Here is a 20,658-nt window from a genome sequence, read left to right on the forward strand (position 1 = left end):
TTGCTCCTTTGCGTGAAATAATTTTTATGAAGTACAACTTTATTACAATAGAAGGGAATATTGGTGCCGGGAAAACGACGCTGGCGCATTTATTGGCAAAACGTTTCAATGCAAGGCTCATTTTGGAGGAATTTGCAGACAATCCATTTTTGCCCAAATTTTATGAAAACCCTCAGCAGTATGCTTTTCCGCTGGAACTTTTCTTCATGGCGGAAAGATTCAAACAGCTGAAAGAGCTGCTGCAGCAAAAGGATCTTTTCCAAACCGTTACCATTTCCGACTACCTGTTCACCAAATGTTTACTGTTTGCAAAAGTAAACCTGCCAGATGATGAGTTCCGTTTGTATCAGCGTTTGTTTGACATTATACATCAACAACTTATTCAACCGGACCTTCTCATCTATTTGCATGCGCCTGTAAAAAAACTACAGGAAAATATCCGTCGCCGCAACCGCCCTTACGAGCAGGGAATTCCTAACGAATATCTGTTCAATATCCAGGAAACCTATACGCACTACATCAAACAGCATGATATTAAAACGCTTTTCATCGATGCGTCCAATGCAGATTTCCTGAGTAATGATATTCACATCAATGTCATTCTTGATGCACTGAGCAAAGATTATGACGACGGGCAACACTATTTAACGCTGCCTTAAGCAGCGAATTAAGAATTAAGAATTGGGAATTAAGAATGCTTTCTGTGTAGCATTTAGACTGATGGCTGATATTTTTCGGTTCATCAAATTGTATCGTTGATGGCCTTGTCAACAACGGATCCGTGTTAATCCGTCTAATCAGTGTCATCCCCGTCCGAACGGTTTCAGCTTGGCGGGCGCGTGCCATCTGTTTCAACTCAAGACTGACTAATATTTTTTGGGTAAAAATCAGCGAAAATCAGTTAGATCAGCGTCATCTGCGTGCCCTCTCCATTTTCAAATTTTCAAATCTTCAAATTTTCAAATTAATTTCGCGTCGTTTAATATTCTAATACTATAATGGAAAGTCAGCAGCGAAAACCATCTCCTTTTGAAGTTTTATCAATTAAAGAGTTCAGATTTTATATAGTTCAGCGTCTTTTTTACACCATGGCTCTTCGCATGGTCACCACGGTGGTTGGCTGGCACATGTACCAACTCACAAAGAGCCCTTTTGCACTGGGTTTGATCGGTTTATCGGAAGTAATACCTGCGGTTGGTCTTGCACTTTATGCCGGACATTATATCGACAAAAATGATAAGCGAACGGTTCTGCTTCGTTGCATCGTAAGTTACCTCTCGTTGGCTTGCTGCCTTGTTTTTTTGTCAACAGGCTTCTCGGAGGCACATATTCATAAGAACATTATTCTTTCGTTATTTTATGTGATCATTTTCTTCACAGGTGTGGTGCGTGCATTTGCCGGCCCTACCTCCAACGCTATCGTGGCACAGATCGTACCACGTGAGAAGTTGCCAGGCGCCATTACCATGGGACAAAGTACTTACCTCACTGCTAGCATCTTGGGACACGCCTCAGCGGGTTTTTTCATTGCTTATGTAGGTTCTGCCATTACGCTTTCAATAGTTTGTTTGTATGTATCCATTGCATCAATTGCAGTGGCATTGATCAAACCAAAACCAATTGTAAGCCTCGACGTGAACAAACGTACATGGGAAAGTGTGAAGGAAGGGTTGCGTTATGTTTTCAAAACAAAAGAATTATTGGGCGCCATGTCACTAGACTTGTTTGCGGTGTTGTTTGGCGGCGCAGTTGCATTGATTCCAGTTTTCGCGTCGGATATTCTTAAAGTGGGACCAATAGGCTTCGGTTGGCTGAACGCCGCTACAGATATAGGTTCCGTGGCCAGCATTCTTACAATGACCATATTCCCGCTGAAAGGTAAACAAGGAAAAATATTGCTCTTTGCTGTTGCAGGCTTTGGTTTGTGTATCATCACGTTTGGTTTATCGCAGGTATTCTGGTTGTCGTTTGCTGCATTGCTAGTTAGCGGAACCCTTGATGGCATCAGCGTTGTAGTAAGGGGAACTATTCTTCAATTAAAGACACCGGATGAATTACGCGGTCGCGTATCTTCTGTGAGCTCTATGTTCATCAGCTCCAGTAATGAATTGGGATTGTTTGAAAGCGGCGTTGCCGCAAAATTACTAGGAGTTGTTCCTTCCGTAATCTTCGGCGGCTGCATGACTTTGGGAGTTGTAATCTTTACATGGTTCAAGGCGCCGAGTTTGCGGAAGATGGAGTACTAGAGAGCCAATGTGGCAATTTGAAAATTTGAAGATTTGAAAATGGAGCTGTGCGACTTCTTAACCGAATTCTTCTACTCTCGAAAAACCAAGATGTTTCAATTAAGAAATGACAGTCGCGCCAGAAGCATTTTCAAATTTTCAAATCTTCAAATTTACACATTACAGGAATTTTAAAATCCCTGTATCTTCCTCTTGTCTCCCACTATCCACACAATATCATCCCATGCAAATTCTGTATCTGAATGAGGGTTTAGAATGCGTTCGCCGTTTCTTTCGATGCCCACTACAAGACCGTTTGTTTTCTCCCGAAGGCCCGAGTTGCGTATTGTTTTGCCTGTTAAGTGATTGTGGCTGCCTACAATAATTTTATCGAGCACCATTTCATCTTCCTGCGTAGGTAATTCTGATTTATGCGCTTCAATTACCGGTCTGAAATTTTGCATTTGCTGATCGGTTCCAATCACTGCAATTTTATCGTACGGATAAATAACTTCTTCGCGGGTGGGTGTTCTTATAAAGTTGTCACCACGTTCAATAGAAGCGATGTTGATGCCGTACTTTTCGCGCCATGCAAGATCAATCAACCGTTTGCCTATGAAATCAAGATTCGGGCTAACATCAAAATAAGCAAGGTGTGCATCCCACGGAGAAAGATCTTCTTTGCCATCCACGTAATCAATCGTTTCACGATCATTCAGGTTGGTAATAAAACGCTTTTCAATACGCTGATAGAATGTTTGTAATTTCTTCGAAAAAATAAGTAACACAATGGCCATGATCACTGCTGCAATGCCGATGGAGAGCCAAAAAGACAAGAATTGTCTGAACAAAAATCCAACCAATAGCACTGCAATTACATTTCTCGAAACTTCAAGCATTAGCAGCGGACCGCGGTTGTATTTGTTATCCAGCCACAATGATCTCGAGTGCTCACTTCGCACTTGCTTTACCATTAACGCCCACAAGAAAGGCGACATGATTGCAAAAGCGATAATGATAGAAATAGCAGTAGCAAGCGCTGCATTGTTTATTTCGCGACTTATAAAAGGTGCTATATAATATGAGGTTAACAACACTACAGCCACTGTCATTACACCATTTACGATGATGATGCTTCCATAAGCTCTTAAAACTTTTTTCCAATCGCTCTCAGCCTGGATAGTCTGTGTACCTGCACTATAGCGATCAATTGCTCTGAGCCAGCCATTTGGCAAAACTTTTACAAGCCAGTTGTAGAGCGGGTTTGCGAGCTTCATCATATAAGGCGTTGTAAATGTAGTGATCACGGAAACACCCACTGCAATGGGATACAAATAACTGCTGGTCACTTTCAAATCCAAGCCCAGCGTAGCAATAATAAAAGAGAACTCACCTATTTGCGATAAGCTAACGCCACTTTGTACGGACTGTTTTAATGGCTGTCCCGATAACAATGCACCGACTGTTACGTTCAACGTTTTGCCAATAATCACCACCACAGTTATGAGTAAAACAGGTCCCGCATATTGCACCAATAATTTAGGATCGATCAACATCCCTACCGAAACAAAGAACACTGCGCCAAAAAGGTTCTTTACCGATTGAACAAGTTTATCAATCTGCTCTGCCACGGTAGTTTCCGCCAATATTGAACCCATTATGAAAGCACCAAGTGCAGCGGAAAACCCAACGCTGGCAGCAATTACAACCATTACCAAACATAGCCCGCAAGACACTACCAGCAGTGTTTCATCAGTCATCAGATTGCGAACCCTCTTGAAAAAGGATGGCAACAAAAATATTCCCGCCAAAAACCAAAGGCAAAGGAAGAAAAATAATTTACCTATGGAAAATAGCAGTTGTGTTCCTTGAAAATCACGGCTCACGCTCAACGTGCTTAGCAGCACGAGCAACAATACTGCAGCAAGATCTTCGATGATCAGAATTCCCATTACAACCCCTGCAAAGCGTTTCGTCTTTAAACCAAGTTCATCGAATGCACGGAAGACAATGGTAGTAGACGAAATGGCGATGATGCCGCCCAGAAACATGCAATCCATTTTCGGCCAGCCAAGAAATCTGCCGGTTACATAGCCTAATATGGTCATACAGGCAACTTCAAAAATCCCGGCAATTGCCGATGAACCGCCGCCTTTCGCAATTTTTTTAAAACTAAATTCAAGACCAAGTGCAAATAGCAAAAAAACCACTCCTATTTCCCCCCACGACTTTACGCCTTCCATATCACCAATGGTGGGATAAAGCGTCATTTTGGGCCCTACGAGCAAACCGGCAATAATATATCCAAGCACAACGGGTTGCTTTAATTTCTTAAAGATTAAAGTAACCATACCGGCTGATGCAAGTATTAAAGCTAAGTCTGTAATAAGTGTCGGTAGATGATTCATTTGGCCTCTCAGTTTAAATTATTATCGTCTGTAAAAAATATCAGCAAGGTGTCGGATTACGATTGCGCTGTGATAAGGTTGGAATTGCGATCGTGAATCGTCAAAAGTGAACCGTGAATAAGGTTGAGGGAATCATTCACGATTCACCATTCACCTTTCACGAATAAGCAGAAGCGGTTTATGCAATAAAACTTAATTTTTACCATATAAACAAAAAACAAACGGCTTAATTATCTATTTGGTAAATTTCAGCTCTAAAATTTTGCTATGAGCGTTATTCATATCAGCAATTTGAAAAAGGAATACAGTGGCAATTACGTATTGAAAAATATCAATCTTAATTTTGACAGCGGGCAAATCATTGGTTACATAGGCCCGAATGGCGCAGGAAAAAGCACAACCATAAAAATTCTCACCGGCATTATACAAGATTTCGAAGGCGATATAAATGTGCTCGGCATGGACATTCGTAAAAATGCAATCGATGTAAAACAACGCATCGGTTATATTCCTGAAAATGCTGTGCTGTATGAAGTGCTTACTCCAGTGGAATATTTGCGCTTTGTAGGCGGTTTGTACCAATTGAATGAAGCTACTATCGATCGCAAAACAATTGAATTATTGCGTTTATTTGATCTGCATGATAAGGCAAATGTGCGTATGAATAATTTTAGTAAAGGCATGCGCCAGAAAGTGTTGCTTATCTCCGGACTCATCCACAATCCTGACATTATTTTTCTTGATGAACCTCTAAGCGGACTTGATGCAAACGCCGTGATATTGGTGAAGGAAATTTTATTGCAATTAAAATTGGCGGGCAAAACCATTTTTTATTCATCGCATATTATGGATGTGGTGGAGAAAATAAGCGATCGCATTGTTATCATTAACAAAGGCGAAGTGATTGCGGATGGCAGCTTTGAAACGCTTCGCTCCGAAGCACACAAAGGTTCGCTGGAAACGATCTTCACTTCGCTCACAGGCAACGAGCAACACCAGTTAACGGCCGGCGAGTTCGTGGAAGCGTTGAAATAATTTGAAAATGTGGGGATTTGAAAATTTGAAAATGAGGGCACGCAGATGACGCTGACTAGACTGATTTACACGGATTTTTTTTTGAAAGGCACTATCAAATCTGACAAACAGAGTAAGCCCATGAATAAAAGTTATAGCGTTACACAGAATGAATTCTTAATTCCTAATTCTTAATTCTTAATTGATCTCATTAGCGAGTCCCCTATTAATTCTTAATTATTAATTACCAACAGCCTTGAATAAACTGCTCTTAAAACTAGTCTACCTTTTCCGTCGTCTAATGCCCACCGAGATAGACTTCGACAAAATGATGATCATTGTAAATGCAAAACTTACGATGGATACACGTCGTGTGTATTTGAATTATAAGAATGCAAAGCAAAATGAAAACCGCAATCATCTCAATACCGTGCTGCTGATCTATGGTTTCTTCGGGTTGATGATTGGCGTTCTTGTTTTCGCACTGCCTTCCTTTCTGCTATGCATGATTATATTCCATACTTATGTGCTATTCATGATGGCGATGACGCTGATCACCGATTTCTCTACTGTTTTACTCGACACTGCAGATAACCAAATCATACTTCCGCGTCCAATTTCCAGCAAAACAATTTTCATGGCGCGACTGGTGCATATCATGATCTACCTTTTACAATTCACCATTGCACTTAGTTTTTTCCCGGTTATTTTTACATTTTTTAAGTATGGAATACTTACCGGCATTGGCTTTTGCGTTACTACTTTTCTTACAGTATTGCTTGCGGTATTTACTACTTATCTTTTTTACCTCGTCATGCTTCGCTTTAGCAATGAGCAAAAAATAAAAGAAATCGTTACGTATTTCCAGATATTCATGACGATCTTCTTTGCTGTAGGTTATCAAATTATTCCGCGTATTATCAATCTGAAATCATTGGCAGGGTCGTTTGAGTTGCATTGGTACGCTTATTTTCTTCCGCCGGTATGGATGGCTCTTTTAGTGGATGGCCTGCACACTCTTTCAGTTGATCGCTTACACATCGCGATGGCGGCACTTGCCATCGGAATACCAGTGATCACTTTTTGGGTGTTGAACAAATATCTTGCGCCATATTTTTCCAAAAAACTGGCGGTACTTAACAATGACGCAGTTGAAGGCTCAAAGCGAACAAAAAGCAATATTCAAAAACCTTCCATTTCACAGAAACTTTCTACTCTCGTTTGCAAGAAAGGTTTTGAACGCAGCGCTTTTGAAATGACCTGGAAAATAACAGGACGGGATAAACAGTTTCGTTTACAGTTCTACCCCAGCCTTGCTTATATTCTCATTTTTGTGTTTGTATTTGTTTTCAGAAGCAACCAAAGTATCGGCGAAAGCTGGGAAAACCTGCCATCCAGTTCCAATTTTCTCGTGCTGATATATGTTCCGTTATTTACCATTTCTACAGGAATTTTGATAATGGCCTTCAATGAAAACTTCCAGGCCTCATGGATATTTTACAGCACGCCGGTTAATAAACCCGGCGAACTACTCACCGGCTCGCTGAAAGCATTGTTGATGAAATATTTTTTGCCTGCCTACCTGATCATGTTTGCATTGGCATTGTATATCTGGCATTGGCCGATTGTTGATGATTTTCTTTTTGGACTTTGCAACAACCTGCTTTCCTTTTTCATCATCGCAGCACTCACACCACACTATCTGCCATTTTCGAGGCAGCCAAGCACACAGCAACAAACGGGCAGAATTGTCATCGTACTTGTACAAATGGTTATGATCGGCGCACTGATTGGCATTCATTATGTGCTCTTGAAATTCCCAACAATTTTCTACGCAGTAATTCCTTTTCTTGTTGCAGGCATTATCGCCATACTCAAGAACCTGCAAAAATTGCCATGGAGGCGAATTGCTGCCTAATTTTAAAATTTTAAAATGCTTTCTGTGTAGCCTGTTAACTATTGATAACGACAGCTCGCATTCGCAGAATTTTCAAATTTTCAAATTCCCAAATTTTCAAATTAATTTCGCTCCATGGCTGTAAACATCGAAGCGTACAATAGCATAATTGAAGAACTGAAATCTAAAAGTGTACAACTGGTTGCGGTTTCTAAAACAAAACCGATGGAAGATATCAAGGCGTTGTACAATGCGGGACAAAGAGATTTTGGAGAAAATTATGTACAGGAAATCACTGAAAAACAACCGGCTCTACCAGCAGACATTCATTGGCACTTCATCGGTCATTTACAGAGCAATAAAGTAAAATACATCGCTCCTTTCGTCTATCTCATTCACGGAGTTGACAGTTTAAAATTGCTGCAGGAAATCAATAAACAAGCTTCAAAAAACAATCGCGTCATTGATTGTCTTTTGCAAGTTTATATCGCACAGGAAGAATCAAAATTTGGATTGGATGAAAATGAGTTGCAGGAAATCATTGCCAATCTTTCATCACTGACGAGCGTGCGTGTTACGGGACTAATGGGAATGGCTTCCTTCTCCGATGATCTTTCAAAAGTGCGGAATGAGTTTCACAACCTGAAATCGATCTTCGATAAATTAAAATCGCAGGAATTACCTGCCAATTGCCAACCCTCCATTCTGTCCATGGGCATGAGCGGGGATTACCAGGTTGCTGTTGAAGAAGGCAGCACAATGGTGAGAATCGGAAGTTTGTTGTTCGGCGCAAGGAAGTAGAGAGCACGCAGATGACACTGATTGGACTGATTTGCACTGATTTTTTTTGATTATCTAGTTAAACTCTATCAGAGAGCCTTTCCAAAGAAAGATTTATCGGTTCCAAGCAGACAAAACATTTACAAAGAAATCCGTGCACATCCGTCCGATCAGTATCATCTGTGTGCCATCGATGCGTCCTTTCTTCAAAATCCGTGTAAATCAGTCTAATCTGTGTCATCTGCGTGCTACTTCCTCACATTTGCTTAAATTCGCAGGCCCAAAAGGCATTTTTTAAATATGAGCGAGATTAAGAAAGAAGAAGAAAAATCACTCAATTTTCTTGAAGAAATTGTGGAAGAGGATCTAAAGAACGGTCGTTACAAAAGTATTTTAACACGTTTTCCTCCGGAACCCAATGGTTATCTGCACATTGGCCACGCCAAAAGTATTTGCCTGAACTTCGGTCTGGCGCAGAAATACGGCGGCAAAACCAATCTTCGTTTCGATGATACCAACCCTGTTACAGAAGATACAGAATACGTAGACAGCATAAAAGATGACGTTCGCTGGCTCGGCTTTGAATGGGCCGATGAGTTGTATGCGTCAGATTATTTCGAACAGCTTTACAATTTTGCAGTGGAGCTGATCAAAAAAGGGTTTGCTTATGTGGATGACAGTTCTGCTGAAGAAATAGCCAAACAAAAAGGTACGCCTACAGAACCGGGCGTTGCCAACCAATACCGCTCAAGAAGCGGCGAAGAAAACCTTCAACTTTTTGCGGATATGCGTGCCGGCAAGTACAAAGACGGCGAGAAAGTTTTGCGTGCAAAAATTGACCTGGCTTCGCCAAACATGCATATGCGTGACCCAATTATGTATCGAATTAAGCATGCACATCACCACCGCACTGGCGACAAATGGTGCATCTACCCGATGTATGATTTTGCACACGGCCAAAGTGATAGCATTGAAAACATTACGCACTCCGTTTGTACGCTGGAGTTCATTCCGCACCGTCCGCTATACGACTGGTTCATTGAAAACCTGGCCATTTTCCCTTCTCACCAGTATGAATTTTCCCGCCTCAACCTTACCTATACGGTAATGAGTAAGCGCAAACTGAAACAACTGGTGGAAGAAAAGCATGTTACCGGATGGGATGATCCGCGTATGTCAACCATCAGCGGGTTTCGCCGCCGTGGCTATACACCGCAAAGCATCCGCACATTTGCAGAAAAAATAGGCGTTGCAAAACGTGAGAACCTGATCGATGTATCATTGCTGGAATTCTGCATCCGCGAAGATTTGAACAAAATGGCGCACCGCAGAATGGTGGTTTTTGATCCGTTGAAAGTGATCATTACCAACTACGAAGAAGGCAAGACTGAAATACTAAAAGGCGAAGACAATCCGGAAGATCCAAATACAACTTACCGCGATATTCCTTTTTCCCGTGAGTTGTATATCGAAAGAGAAGACTTTATGGAGGTAGCTCCAAAAAAGTATTTCCGCTTGGCACCGGGACAAATGGTTCGCCTGAAAAGTGCGTACATCATTAAGTGCGACGATTTTGTAAAAGATGCCGATGGTAATATTACAGAACTGCATTGCACTTATATTCCTGAAAGTAAAAGTGGTAGCGACACCAGCGGCATTAACGTGAAGGGCACCCTGCATTGGGTAAGTGCGCCTGACGCTATTCACGCGGAAGTTCGCTTGTACGACAGGCTTTTCAGAGTTGAAGATCCATCCAGCGAAGAAGGCGATTTCAAAGATTACATCAACCCGAATTCTTTGGAAGTAGTCGAAACCGTTTATGCCGAGCCTGCATTGGCACATTCGAAATTTGAAGACCGCTACCAGTTTTTGAGAAAAGGTTATTTCTGCCTTGACAAAGATACGTCTGAGGAAAAGTTGATTTTCAACAGAACAGTGACGCTAAAAGATACCTGGGCAAAAGAAGTAAAGAAAGGATAATCTTCTTTTTGTAGCATAAAGCCAAACGCCTAATGCCTAACGCAAAGTCTCTGCGTTTAGCGTTAGGCGTTTGACATTCGGAGTCCTCCAATTATTAGAAAATTCCTCAACCTTTTGCTTCCCCTTTTTGTTATAACTATCTGTTAGCTAATTAGCAAAACCCTAACACAGTAACAGAAAAAATTCATTATCTTCAGATGACCGCCTACCCGTTAGTACCGCACCTTTTTACATCTCAGAACAAAAGAAAAATATATGAAAAAACTCTTTTTCGCCGTATTCCTGTCTTTTTCTGCCGCTGCGGTTTTTGCGCAGGCGACCGTTACAGAACAATTTCAAAAGATCACTACAATGGAGCAGGCTCAAAAATTCATTGATGCCAATGCACCGCTTAAGCCTGTTATCTTTAATGTAGTGGCAGGTAAGGACACTACTATGATTGCAAAACGCCTTCTGCGTCAAACAAAGGGTAATGTGTTCAATGTCGGTTATACGACCTACAAAGTGCTGGAATCAAACGAATCAGTTAAATACCGCGCCAGCTACATTTTCCTGGATGGTGGAAGTCTCACACCTGCAGAAATTGACAGCATGAAAAAGATCATTACAAAAAAGGTCGACGCAGGACAATCATTCGATGCATTATCGGATCAATACACAATGGATGGCAACACCACACACGGTGACACAGGCTGGTTCTTTGGTGAAGAAATGATGCCTAAGGAGTTCCAGGATGCCGTTTCCAAACATAAAACAGGAGAGGTATTTTATGTTGATGTTCCGGATAAACAATGGCACTACATTGTAAAGAAAACGTATGATGACGATCTTAAAAAAGAAATGACTATTCTTCGCGCAAACGGCCGATAACAAGAGCAACAATTTGCTAAAACAAAATTCCCGCTAGTGATGAAGCGGGAATTTTATTTTAAGGCATTCAAAACTTATAATTCGTAGCTCACTATTCTATTTACTGTATTCAATTTTAACACGAGAGCCGGTTATTTGACCCAAAAAATAAGGATTATATTCGTAAATAGCCATGTCGATGGGCAACCTTTTATTGTTGTATTGTATGGGGCCGCTGATCACATTATTTATACTGTAATCCAACTCAATAAATTGCCACACTTTGTTCAATAAATGAGGGTTAAAATTGTTATCGTAGTTTGTTGTACTCCCATCTAAATTTCCCCTTTCGTCGTACACAAAATCCTGTACCAAAGGACTGTGGCCAAACCTGTCTACCAAAGTGGTCCTTATTACTCTGTCAAAAGCGTCGTACTCATACGTACTTGCATACGATGCGGCAACATTTGGCTTTCCGTCTACCATACTGCCGAAGATGTACGCTGAATCCCGAACAATTCTGTCATTTTTATCATAATAATAATGTCGCCAGCCCTCAAAACCTATTCCACCACTGTATAGGCCAATAAAATCGGATAGCCTTCCCTTTTTGTCATACCAAAAAGTGTAGTTCGGATTACCGGTCCCTACAAACTGCGGCGGCTTTATTATTGAAACCGGATCTCCAAATTTGTTATAATTTACAGTACCCATTAACGTTAGTGTATCAGTAAACATGTTGCCATAATACCGGTAAATTTTAGTGTTAGCCAAATCTGCAGGAATGCGTTTCAGATCAATCTCATCCTTTTTACAGCTAACGAAAAACGTCAGAAATAGCGCAGCAAGCACCATTGAAAACAATGAATTCTTTTTCATAATAGAGTGTTTAAAAATGTTCAATTGAAAATAGGCCTTTGAAGGGAAGCTGTATACAGGACATTGAAGGCTGTACGGAGTAGTATAAAACTAGACTATCCGGCTCAAAAACGCAAGCTGGAAGCCACGATTTATTTTGTACCTGTTAAAGCCATGGTGAGCGGCAAAAAAACATTTCCCATGTGCCGGGAATGAAGAATAATTGAATGTTGAAAGTCAAAGTGAATAATCGAATACAAACCTTCAGTTATTCAGTTACTCAGTTATTCAATCATTTGTCATACTGAATGACGAACCTGCTCAGATCCGGCGCATTCTTTCTCTGACGCTGTAATTCGTAGTTGTAAATGATCCTGCCGACCTCTTCGAAAAAGGGGTAGCCGATGGTGTCGTAGTCGTATTTGTCGTCGTTTAAAATACCATCGCTGTTCGTGTAAATGGTTGCAGTAAGCATGAACTCTACGCCATTTAAAAAGTCGACAATGTAGGCCGCGTCGGTGAGAAAACCATAGCTCCATCCTGCCTTGTTAAACACTCTTATATAAGGTGGAATTTTTTGTTTGCCCGCTTTGAAGAAAAAGAACTTTGTGTAACTGTCGATATATTCTGTGGTATCGTATTTGGGAGAACTTGTTTCGGAAGGATATTGCGACATGTATTTATACAGAAACCGATAATCATCTTCTGAAAGATCAAAACGTTTGGCGCTGTTTACCGATGAAGGAAACAAAACGGCTTGCAACATTTGTTGCATGTCTGCTAATGCAAATTTGTTGTGCGCGGTAAAATCCATTGGCGCCTTGATCAGGCTATCATTTCGATCCAAATGGCCGTTGCCGATTTTGATCTGTTTAGAAAAATCAAATTTGAAACTGCTGTAAGCAGCCGGCTGTGTGTAAAGCAGGTGATCGCCATTTACAAATCTCACCTGGCTCGTGTGGCGGTTCTCATCTTCGTTCATTTGGGCAAATGAACGGGTTATAACAGTGTTCTTGTAACCTTTTTTCTGCAACGTTTCATTGATGTATTGTTGTCCGTCAAACTCGTACAATCTGTTGTAGGCTTCGTTATCGCTTATCAAAAATATCTTGCGAACATAGTGTGCAATAGAAGGTAATTTATTCTCGCTTGTAGAATCGATCCAGGCATCTGTCTGCTTGTTGTAAGAACTATCGAGCAACATCGTTGTGTATTTATCAACCATTGGAACATGCAGCTTGTGTAGCTTTTCCAAGGCCAGTAAAGCGATCGGTAATTTAACCGTTGACGCAGGGTTGAAATATTGTTCTTTGTCTACGTGTAAATAATAGCTGGTGAAGGTCGGTTTGTTGTGTTTGCTTCTGCTAATTTGTGTATAGATGATTTGGTATCGAAAGCTATCAGGTTTGTCAAGGATATTCAATAGTAACGAAGAGCCTTTTTCTATTAATAGTTTTTGGAGGAAGTCGTCTGCATTAACTTGTGCATGCAGGGATTGAGAAAAAGCGAAAATTAAAATTCCGGTCAGTAGATACTTCATTGTTTTGTCATTTAAACAACAAACAGAATCGTAATCTAAATAGAATACAACTTTAATATAATAAAAAATCCCCCGAAATACGGGGGATCTATATACAAATTGATTCTTTGTTTAATTAAGCCACTGCTTTGTTTACAAGTGCTGCCGCTTCACTCAGCAAGATAGCGCTTTGTACTTTCAGGCCGCTCTCGTCGATCAGCTTTTTAGCTTCTTCAGCGTTTGTACCTTGCAAACGAACGATGATTGGAACAGTAATGTTGCCCATTTTGCTGTAAGCATCGATAACACCTTGTGCAACGCGGTCGCAACGTACGATACCACCAAAGATGTTGATAAGGATCGCTTTTACTTTAGGATCTTTCAAAATGATGCGGAAACCTGCTTCTACAGTTTGAGCATTTGCAGTACCACCTACGTCAAGGAAGTTTGCGGGCTCACCACCACTCAATTTGATCATATCCATAGTTGCCATCGCAAGGCCGGCACCATTTACCATACAACCTACGTTACCATCCAATTTCACGAAGTTCAGGTTGAATTTACCTGCTTCTACTTCAGTAGGATCTTCTTCGCTGATGTCGCGCATTGCAGCCAGGTCTGGATGACGAGTCAAAGCGTTATCGTCCAGGTTCATTTTACAGTCAACTGCTATGATCTTTTCGTCACTTGTTTTGAACAAAGGATTGATCTCAAGCATGCCGCAATCCAAACCTACATATGCATTGTAAAGATTGGTTACAAATTTCACGCAATTTTTGAAAGCTTCACCGCTCAAACCGAGGTTGAAAGCTATTTTGCGAGCCTGGAACGCTTGTAAACCGCCGCCCGGGTGAACCCATTCTTTGAAGATTTTGTCGGGAGTGTTGTGTGCAACTTCTTCAATGTCCATACCACCTTCGGTGCTGTACATGATTACGTTTTGTCCTTTTGCACGATCCAACAGGATGCTCAGGTAAAATTCTTTTACCGGATTGGTGCCTTCATAATATACGTCTTGTGCTACCAATACTTTGTTAACCAGTTTACCGGCTTCGCCAGTTTGAATAGTTACCAAAGTGCCACCCAAAATATTTTGAGCGATCTCCTTAATAGCTTCTGCATTTTTGCCAATCGCTACACCACGTTGCTCTGTCCCACGAATTTTTCCTTTGCCACGGCCACCCGCATGGATCTGCGCTTTTACAACTGCAAAAGGACCACCATACTGAGTTTTGATTTGTTTGTAAGCTTCTTCTGCTTCGCCGGGAGTGTCGCAGGCAATACCTTCCTGCACCGGCACATTATATTTCTTTAGTAGTTCTTTGGCTTGATACTCATGAAGATTCATATCAGAATATTTGAGTGCGAATTTAGGGTAAAATGATTAAACAGGAATTAGGAATTAGAAATTAGGAATTAGAAAGTGAAAATGGGTGGAAGTGAAGTGTAAAACCTGCTTGTAAGAGGAGTTGTAAACAGAACTATTGAATTAACATTAAAATAATATCGCATAGCCTCACCGAATAAAAAAAAGGAGACCCGTTTTTAAAGCTCACGATTCTACTTTTCAATCATTTTTTATTTGCATTCCATTTCTGTTTGGGAGGGCGAATGCGATTCGCCCCTACGTCATTTTCAACTTTCAATTTTCAATTTTCAATTCACGATCTATTTCATTCTTGGCAATACGCTCCAATAGATCAACACCACTCTTCTGCGTTCATCGATGGGCTTATAATCATTAATTTTCCCTGCTGGCAGTTGTTCTCCTTTGCCTATTGAAAAGAATGACTCAGAAAGATTTGTAACCGGATATTTGCTGCGTTGCAGCCTGTATTGATTACGCAAAATGTTTGTGATAGAGTTAGCCCTTCTGTTGGACATTTCAACATTCAGCTGAATTCTGCCTGGGGACGACCCAGGCATATCTTTTGCCAGGTCCTTGTACAACTCGCTTCCTGACGTGAAATTTTCCTCATCGGCATAACCCAGTACAATAAACGAAGCGTGCAATGCCCGATCAGAATGTTTTGCCGCGAAACTCAACACTTCATCGGTTACACTCCCAAGCATTTTCTCTGCCTCGGCATTGCTTTCAATTTTATATTGACCTGAACCGAAGAACACTGCTGTGTTCAATTTGGCAAATGTGTTTGCGGCAAGGAGTTCGTCAAAAAACAGCACGTTTTCAAGATCAGCTTTGTACAAAGAGCTCACATGACTGAAATATTCCTGTGTCCTTCTATTTTTTCTCTTGTTCTTATATCCGGTAGAGGCGATTGCATCATATTGCTGAATATGACTTTGAATACTATCACGCAACTGTTTGATGTACTGATACGTGACTGAATCAGTCATTTCATCTATTTCTCCATTATTCTTTTTTGAAATTCGCCTGGCATCGATCGAATCGAGCTTTTGCAAGAGAGCTGTTTGCTCATTTTTTTGTTGTTCAATCTGCCTTTGGAGACTGCTTGCCTTTTTGTTACTTATACAACTTGTCAGCGCAACAAATACTAATGCGGCTACGGTTAGGTTTTTTTTCATACAATTGGTCTTCATCAATTAAAACACGTAAGTGTTTATACTTATACGGATCGCAAAATTATAAGTATTCCTTATTTGACTGTATCAAAAAAGGACATAAAATATTTAGATCCACAAGATGCGTGACCTTATTTTTTTGACTGTAACCTGTCTTCCTCTTTGCGCATATCTTCACTGGTGTGGCGTGATCCATCATGGCTCCATCCCGGCGCTCCGAATAAATATCCCATTCGCGCCTTTAGCGAAATGTCTTTTTGCGTAGCATCTTTCCAAATGCTCACCCATTCATGAAAAACAAGGTATAAAGGACTTTGTTTCTCAAGCGGGGATGTTAACCCAAAACGAATCGGCTGATACTCTTCCACCGACAACTCCTGCTGAAATGTTCCAAAAAGTTTGTCCCAGAAAATGAGTAACATTCCCATGTTCTTGTCAAGATATTTGGGATTTGAGGCGTGGTGTACTTTATGATGCGAAGGGGTGACAAGAATATATTCAAGCAAGCCGAGCTTGCCCACTTTTTCAGTGTGTACCATAATACCCCATATCTGTGTGGCCGAGTAGATAAACACAATATCAAGAGGTTTGAACCCACAAAACGCCAGTGGCAAAAAGAAAATGAATCGGTATAACGGCTCAAATACCGATGATCTGAAACCTGTAGTAAAATTATATTTTTGAGATGAGTGGTGGGTTACATGCACTGCCCACAAAAAGCGCAATGTATGATCCATACGGTGCAGCCAGTAATACATAAAGTCTTCAAACAAAACGAGGATGAGCCAGTATGCCACCACTTGATGAATCTCTACAATCCTGTGGGTGTAGCACCATACAAGTACCCCAACATAAACCGCCCTGAAAATCAAGTCGATACCGCCGTTCAGCAGCATCATATAAACATTTTGAAAGGTGTCCTTTACAGTGTAGGTTTCCTGTTTGCGAAGATTACTCAATACAATTTCCAGCCCGATAATGAATATGTATAGCGGAGTACTGATCAATAAAAGCAATTGTTCCCGAAAATGCACTACTGAGGTTTTTAATAGTTAGGAAAATAAACTGCAAATTTGCAGTTTAATCGCCAACGAAACAAACCATTTCTCCTTATTAACCAGTCATTTATTTTATAATAACTTGTATTTCAATAGTTATCATGAGCAAAGAGCTTCTTCATAATTGGGAAAAGAAATCAGCGGAAAAGCAAAAACAATATAAAAGTTTTTTGCAGCGGGCAGATAAGAACAAAGTGCTGAAACAGCTTCCTGATCTGCACGAAGAAGCATTTACGCATGTTGATTGCCTTCAATGTGCCAATTGTTGCAAAACTTATTCTCCACGTTTCAAAACGCCTGATATTAAACGCATTAGCAAACACCTGAAACTAAAGGAAGGGGATTTTATTGAAAAATATCTTCGCCTTGATAGTGACGGTGATTACGTGGTAAAACAATCGCCCTGTCCTTTTCTTGGCAGCGATAATTATTGCAGTATTTATGAAGTGCGGCCCTCCGATTGTGAACGTTTCCCTTACACGGATGAGGATGTGATTTTAAAACGAATGAACATTACACTAAAGAATTCCACTTTTTGTCCGGCGGTTTTTTATGTTCTGGAGAAACTGATGAAAAGTTGTTAGCTAATTGAAAATTGAAAATGGTTTTGACCGGAGAACTGAGAATTAAAAGTTATCCTCAATAAATGTCAAATTTTGAATCAATCATTTTCAACTTTCAATTTTCAACTAAAAAGTGCAACTTTCGTTGCACTTTTTTTGCTTTTTTCTCCATGTTTATTTAAGAATCGCCCTGCTGATCACTATTCTTTGCACCTCGCTGGTGCCTTCGTAGATCTGGGTAATTTTTGCGTCGCGCATTAATCTCTCTACGTGATATTCTTTTACAAAGCCGTAACCGCCATGTACCTGAACGGCTTCGGTGCTGATCCACATGGCCGCTTCTGAAGCGAATACTTTTGCCATGGAGGAACTCAGTGTATAATCTTTCTTCTGATCTTTTTCCCATGCAGCTTTCAGGCAAAGCAGCCTCGCGGCTTCTACTTTTGTAGCCATATCAGCAAGCTTGAATTGTATTGCCTGGTGATGCATAATCTCTTTACCGAAAGCTTTTCTTTCTTTAGAATATTTCAATGCCAGTTCGTAAGCGCCGCTGGCGATACCTAACGCCTGGGATGCAATACCAATCCGGCCACCGGCCAATGTTTTCATCGCGAATGTGAACCCAAAACCATCTGCACCAATCCTGTTTTCTTTTGGCACTTTTACATCGTTGAACAAAATACTGTGAGTATCACTACCACGTATCCCCATCTTGTTTTCTTTTGCACCTACGACAACGCCCGGCCAATTCTTTTCAACAATAAATGCGTTGATTCCGTGACTTCCTTTAGCAGGATCGGTTTGCGCAATTACGAGGTAAACAGAAGCTGAGTTTCCGTTTGTAATCCAGTTCTTGGTACCGTTTAAAAGATAATGGTCGCCCATGTCTTCTGCGGTGGTACGCTGCGATGTTGCATCGCTTCCCGCTTCGGGCTCACTTAAAAGAAAGGCGCCGATATATAGTTCTCCGTCCTTTTTGCCTTGTGCAAGAGGAACGAGGTATTGTTGTTTTTGTTCTTCGTTGCAATACGTTTCCAACCCCCAACAAACAAGACTGTTGTTTACGCTCATTGCTACACTTACACTGGCATCCACTTTACTCACTTCTTCCATTGCCAATACATAACTGATAGCGTCCATGCCGGCGCCGCCGTATTTCGGATCCACCATCATGCCCATGAAACCGAGGTCGGCGAGTTTCTCTATTTGTTGCTTAGGAAATTTTTGCAATTCATCTCTTTCGATTACACCTGGTAAACACTCCGTTTGAGCAAAATCCCTGGCTGCTTTTTGTATCATCAGGTGCTCTTCGTTCAATTGAAAATCCATATAGGCGTTTTGAAATTTATTGCCAAATATATGGAAAGTTGCTTCACTAACTAATGATCGTTAGTATTTTTTTATGAGTGGAACACGAATTTTCATGATTGTCATGATTTATCAAGATCCAGATAGAATTTTTGAACCAGGGCGAGGAATGGATATCGAGATAGACTTCAGCTATTCTGGTCGTTTTTTGTTGAGGAAGCCGACGAAACAAAAAATCATGACCAATCATGAAAATCATGAAAATCTGCGTTCCTTCCCAAAAGAAAAGAGTCCCCAGCTCCTCAGGAATGAGGACCTTTAGGGACTCAGGTTAATAAAAACCAAATCACCGTGAGAAAAAGATTTTAGGGCTCTGACCACGGTGACATTTCGTGGTAGTCTTAAGGTTTATTTACTATTTGACACCGCCAGTTTTCTGCGGTTAAATTTTTCAAGTTGCGTATCGCAATCCGATATTGAAAAATCGGGATCAGCCTTCATTTTCAGCATCGCCATAATTTGTTGCTCTATCTCTATTCCTTTATCGAAATTGCCGGTCTCAACAAGGAGGCTTGCGTAAGTATCCATGAAAACGGGTTTCTTATACTGCATTGACGTTTCGGCAAGTTTTATTGCTTTTTGCAACACATACGGATCAGAAGATTTCTGAAGCAGCTTCCAGCATGTTGCATTCAACCACTCTATTTGGGTTGCTGTATCTTTTTTGGGATATTTAGTAAGAATAGCTTCCATTGCATCAACATAGGCCTTCCAATCATTGCTACGATCTGCTGCGGCGGCATCGCATTCAAGTGCGAGCAGGTGTTTACCTGCAAAATTCATTTGATTGAGACTATCTTTCAGATCTTTTAAATCTTCAGCAGGAAAAATAGTGTTGGCCGCTTTTTGAATTGAATTGCGATAAACTTCTACAAAATAATCTGACACAGAATCGGCCGAAAATTTTTGTTCGTAGTTTTTTTGATTTTTACGCACGTATTGAAAAACTGGTGATTCTTCTTTTCTGACATAGCGATTTATGAAGTACCAGTTTTCTTGCGTTTGCCATTTTGTTTGTGGCGTTTTGCTGAAATATTCTTCAATAATTGAAGAAGTGTTTTCATGAAGCCCTTCCATACGGGTCATGAATGTTTTCATGAAACCCGGACTCCTGTCACCCTTTTTATATTGAGCCATCAACGATTCAAGTGATTGTCCTCCCACCGACATTTTTCCAACACGCAGAAACACCTTGCTGTCCACGGCCCCTATCTGCTGACTAATCAATTTACCCTCGGCATTAATAAACAACAGTGTTGGATAAGCGTGAACGTTATACTGTTTCGCCAATTGCGGACCTTCGCCTTTTTCCATGTCAATTGATGCATTAATGAAATTGGCGTTGTAGTAATCAGCTATTTCATTTCTTGTAAACACTTCCTTTGCAAGCTTTTTACATGGACCGCACCAGCTGGTATAACAGTCGAGAAAAATTGCTTTTTTTTCTTTGGCTGCCTTGGCTTTAATGTCGGCCCAGGAACTGTTATGCTCAAAGGCGATGGACCTGTCCTGCGCATGCAATGCTACACAGGTAAGAAGGCTAATTATGCAAAAAACAAGATGTTTCATGTTCTATTTGTGAAACGAGAATGATG

At 40.8% G+C, this 20,658-nt stretch carries 16 protein-coding genes; 8 read left to right on the top strand and 8 right to left on the bottom strand.

Annotation, left to right across the window (positions count from 1 at the left end; translation table 11 throughout):
- Positions 1-26 precede the first annotated feature (26 nt).
- Entirely contained in the window at positions 27-659 is a 633-nt protein-coding gene (locus QJ048_RS18140) for a deoxynucleoside kinase (RefSeq protein ID WP_282335825.1), read from the top strand.
- A 339-nt stretch (positions 660-998) separates the two neighbouring features.
- Positions 999-2,246, top strand: coding sequence for an MFS transporter (locus QJ048_RS18145; protein WP_282335826.1), 1,248 nt, complete (start codon positions 999-1,001; stop codon positions 2,244-2,246).
- Between the two features lie 170 nt (positions 2,247-2,416).
- On the opposite strand, the gene QJ048_RS18150 is transcribed toward QJ048_RS18145, so the two are convergent.
- Positions 2,417-4,633, bottom strand: coding sequence for a monovalent cation:proton antiporter family protein (locus tag QJ048_RS18150; protein WP_282335827.1), 2,217 nt, complete (start codon positions 4,631-4,633; stop codon positions 2,417-2,419).
- Between the two features lie 267 nt (positions 4,634-4,900).
- Here QJ048_RS18150 and QJ048_RS18155 point away from each other — a divergent pair, with 267 nt between their 5' ends.
- The 5 genes from QJ048_RS18155 (at position 4,901) to QJ048_RS18175 (ending at position 11,174) form a co-directional block, all read left to right on the top strand.
- Positions 4,901-5,668: an ABC transporter ATP-binding protein gene (locus tag QJ048_RS18155; RefSeq protein ID WP_282335828.1), complete on the top strand. Its 768-nt coding sequence runs from the start codon at positions 4,901-4,903 to the stop codon at positions 5,666-5,668.
- A 280-nt stretch (positions 5,669-5,948) separates the two neighbouring features.
- Positions 5,949-7,565, top strand: a complete 1,617-nt coding sequence (locus tag QJ048_RS18160; protein WP_282335829.1) for a hypothetical protein — start codon at positions 5,949-5,951, stop codon at positions 7,563-7,565.
- 114 nt (positions 7,566-7,679) lie between these two features.
- Positions 7,680-8,345: a YggS family pyridoxal phosphate-dependent enzyme gene (locus QJ048_RS18165; protein ID WP_282335830.1), complete on the top strand. Its 666-nt coding sequence runs from the start codon at positions 7,680-7,682 to the stop codon at positions 8,343-8,345.
- 279 nt (positions 8,346-8,624) lie between these two features.
- The gene (locus QJ048_RS18170; protein WP_282335831.1) at positions 8,625-10,304 is read left to right on the top strand and encodes a glutamine--tRNA ligase/YqeY domain fusion protein; all 1,680 of its coding nucleotides are present in this window, start codon (positions 8,625-8,627) and stop codon (positions 10,302-10,304) included.
- Between the two features lie 255 nt (positions 10,305-10,559).
- Complete coding sequence (locus QJ048_RS18175; RefSeq protein WP_282335832.1) at positions 10,560-11,174, top strand: peptidylprolyl isomerase; 615 nt, start codon at positions 10,560-10,562, stop codon at positions 11,172-11,174.
- 96 nt (positions 11,175-11,270) lie between these two features.
- Here the strand turns inward: QJ048_RS18175 and QJ048_RS18180 are convergent, their stop codons facing one another.
- The 5 genes from QJ048_RS18180 to QJ048_RS18200 all read right to left on the bottom strand — a co-directional run bounded on the left by QJ048_RS18180 (position 11,271) and on the right by QJ048_RS18200 (position 17,108).
- Positions 11,271-12,032, bottom strand: coding sequence for a hypothetical protein (locus tag QJ048_RS18180; protein ID WP_282335833.1), 762 nt, complete (start codon positions 12,030-12,032; stop codon positions 11,271-11,273).
- A gap of 271 nt (positions 12,033-12,303) precedes the next feature.
- Positions 12,304-13,551, bottom strand: a complete 1,248-nt coding sequence (locus tag QJ048_RS18185; RefSeq protein WP_282335834.1) for a serine hydrolase — start codon at positions 13,549-13,551, stop codon at positions 12,304-12,306.
- 115 nt (positions 13,552-13,666) lie between these two features.
- Positions 13,667-14,878, bottom strand: a complete 1,212-nt coding sequence (sucC, locus tag QJ048_RS18190) for an ADP-forming succinate--CoA ligase subunit beta (RefSeq protein ID WP_282335835.1) — start codon at positions 14,876-14,878, stop codon at positions 13,667-13,669.
- A gap of 320 nt (positions 14,879-15,198) precedes the next feature.
- Positions 15,199-16,077, bottom strand: a complete 879-nt coding sequence (locus tag QJ048_RS18195; RefSeq protein ID WP_282335836.1) for an OmpA family protein — start codon at positions 16,075-16,077, stop codon at positions 15,199-15,201.
- Positions 16,078-16,205: 128 nt separating this feature from the next.
- Positions 16,206-17,108, bottom strand: coding sequence for a sterol desaturase family protein (locus tag QJ048_RS18200; RefSeq protein WP_282335837.1), 903 nt, complete (start codon positions 17,106-17,108; stop codon positions 16,206-16,208).
- Positions 17,109-17,233: 125 nt separating this feature from the next.
- Between QJ048_RS18200 and QJ048_RS18205 the strand changes: the two genes are divergently transcribed.
- Positions 17,234-17,716, top strand: a complete 483-nt coding sequence (locus QJ048_RS18205) for a YkgJ family cysteine cluster protein (protein WP_282335838.1) — start codon at positions 17,234-17,236, stop codon at positions 17,714-17,716.
- Positions 17,717-17,869: 153 nt separating this feature from the next.
- Here QJ048_RS18205 and QJ048_RS18210 read toward each other — a convergent pair whose 3' ends face one another.
- Positions 17,870-19,024, bottom strand: a complete 1,155-nt coding sequence (locus tag QJ048_RS18210; RefSeq protein WP_282335839.1) for an acyl-CoA dehydrogenase family protein — start codon at positions 19,022-19,024, stop codon at positions 17,870-17,872.
- A 387-nt stretch (positions 19,025-19,411) separates the two neighbouring features.
- Positions 19,412-20,632, bottom strand: coding sequence for a thioredoxin family protein (locus QJ048_RS18215; protein WP_282335840.1), 1,221 nt, complete (start codon positions 20,630-20,632; stop codon positions 19,412-19,414).
- Between the last annotated feature and the right edge of the window lie 26 nt (positions 20,633-20,658).

Origin of the sequence: Pinibacter soli (assembly GCF_029961145.1) — a bacterium.
GTDB classification, from domain to species: domain Bacteria; phylum Bacteroidota; class Bacteroidia; order Chitinophagales; family Chitinophagaceae; genus Pinibacter; species Pinibacter soli.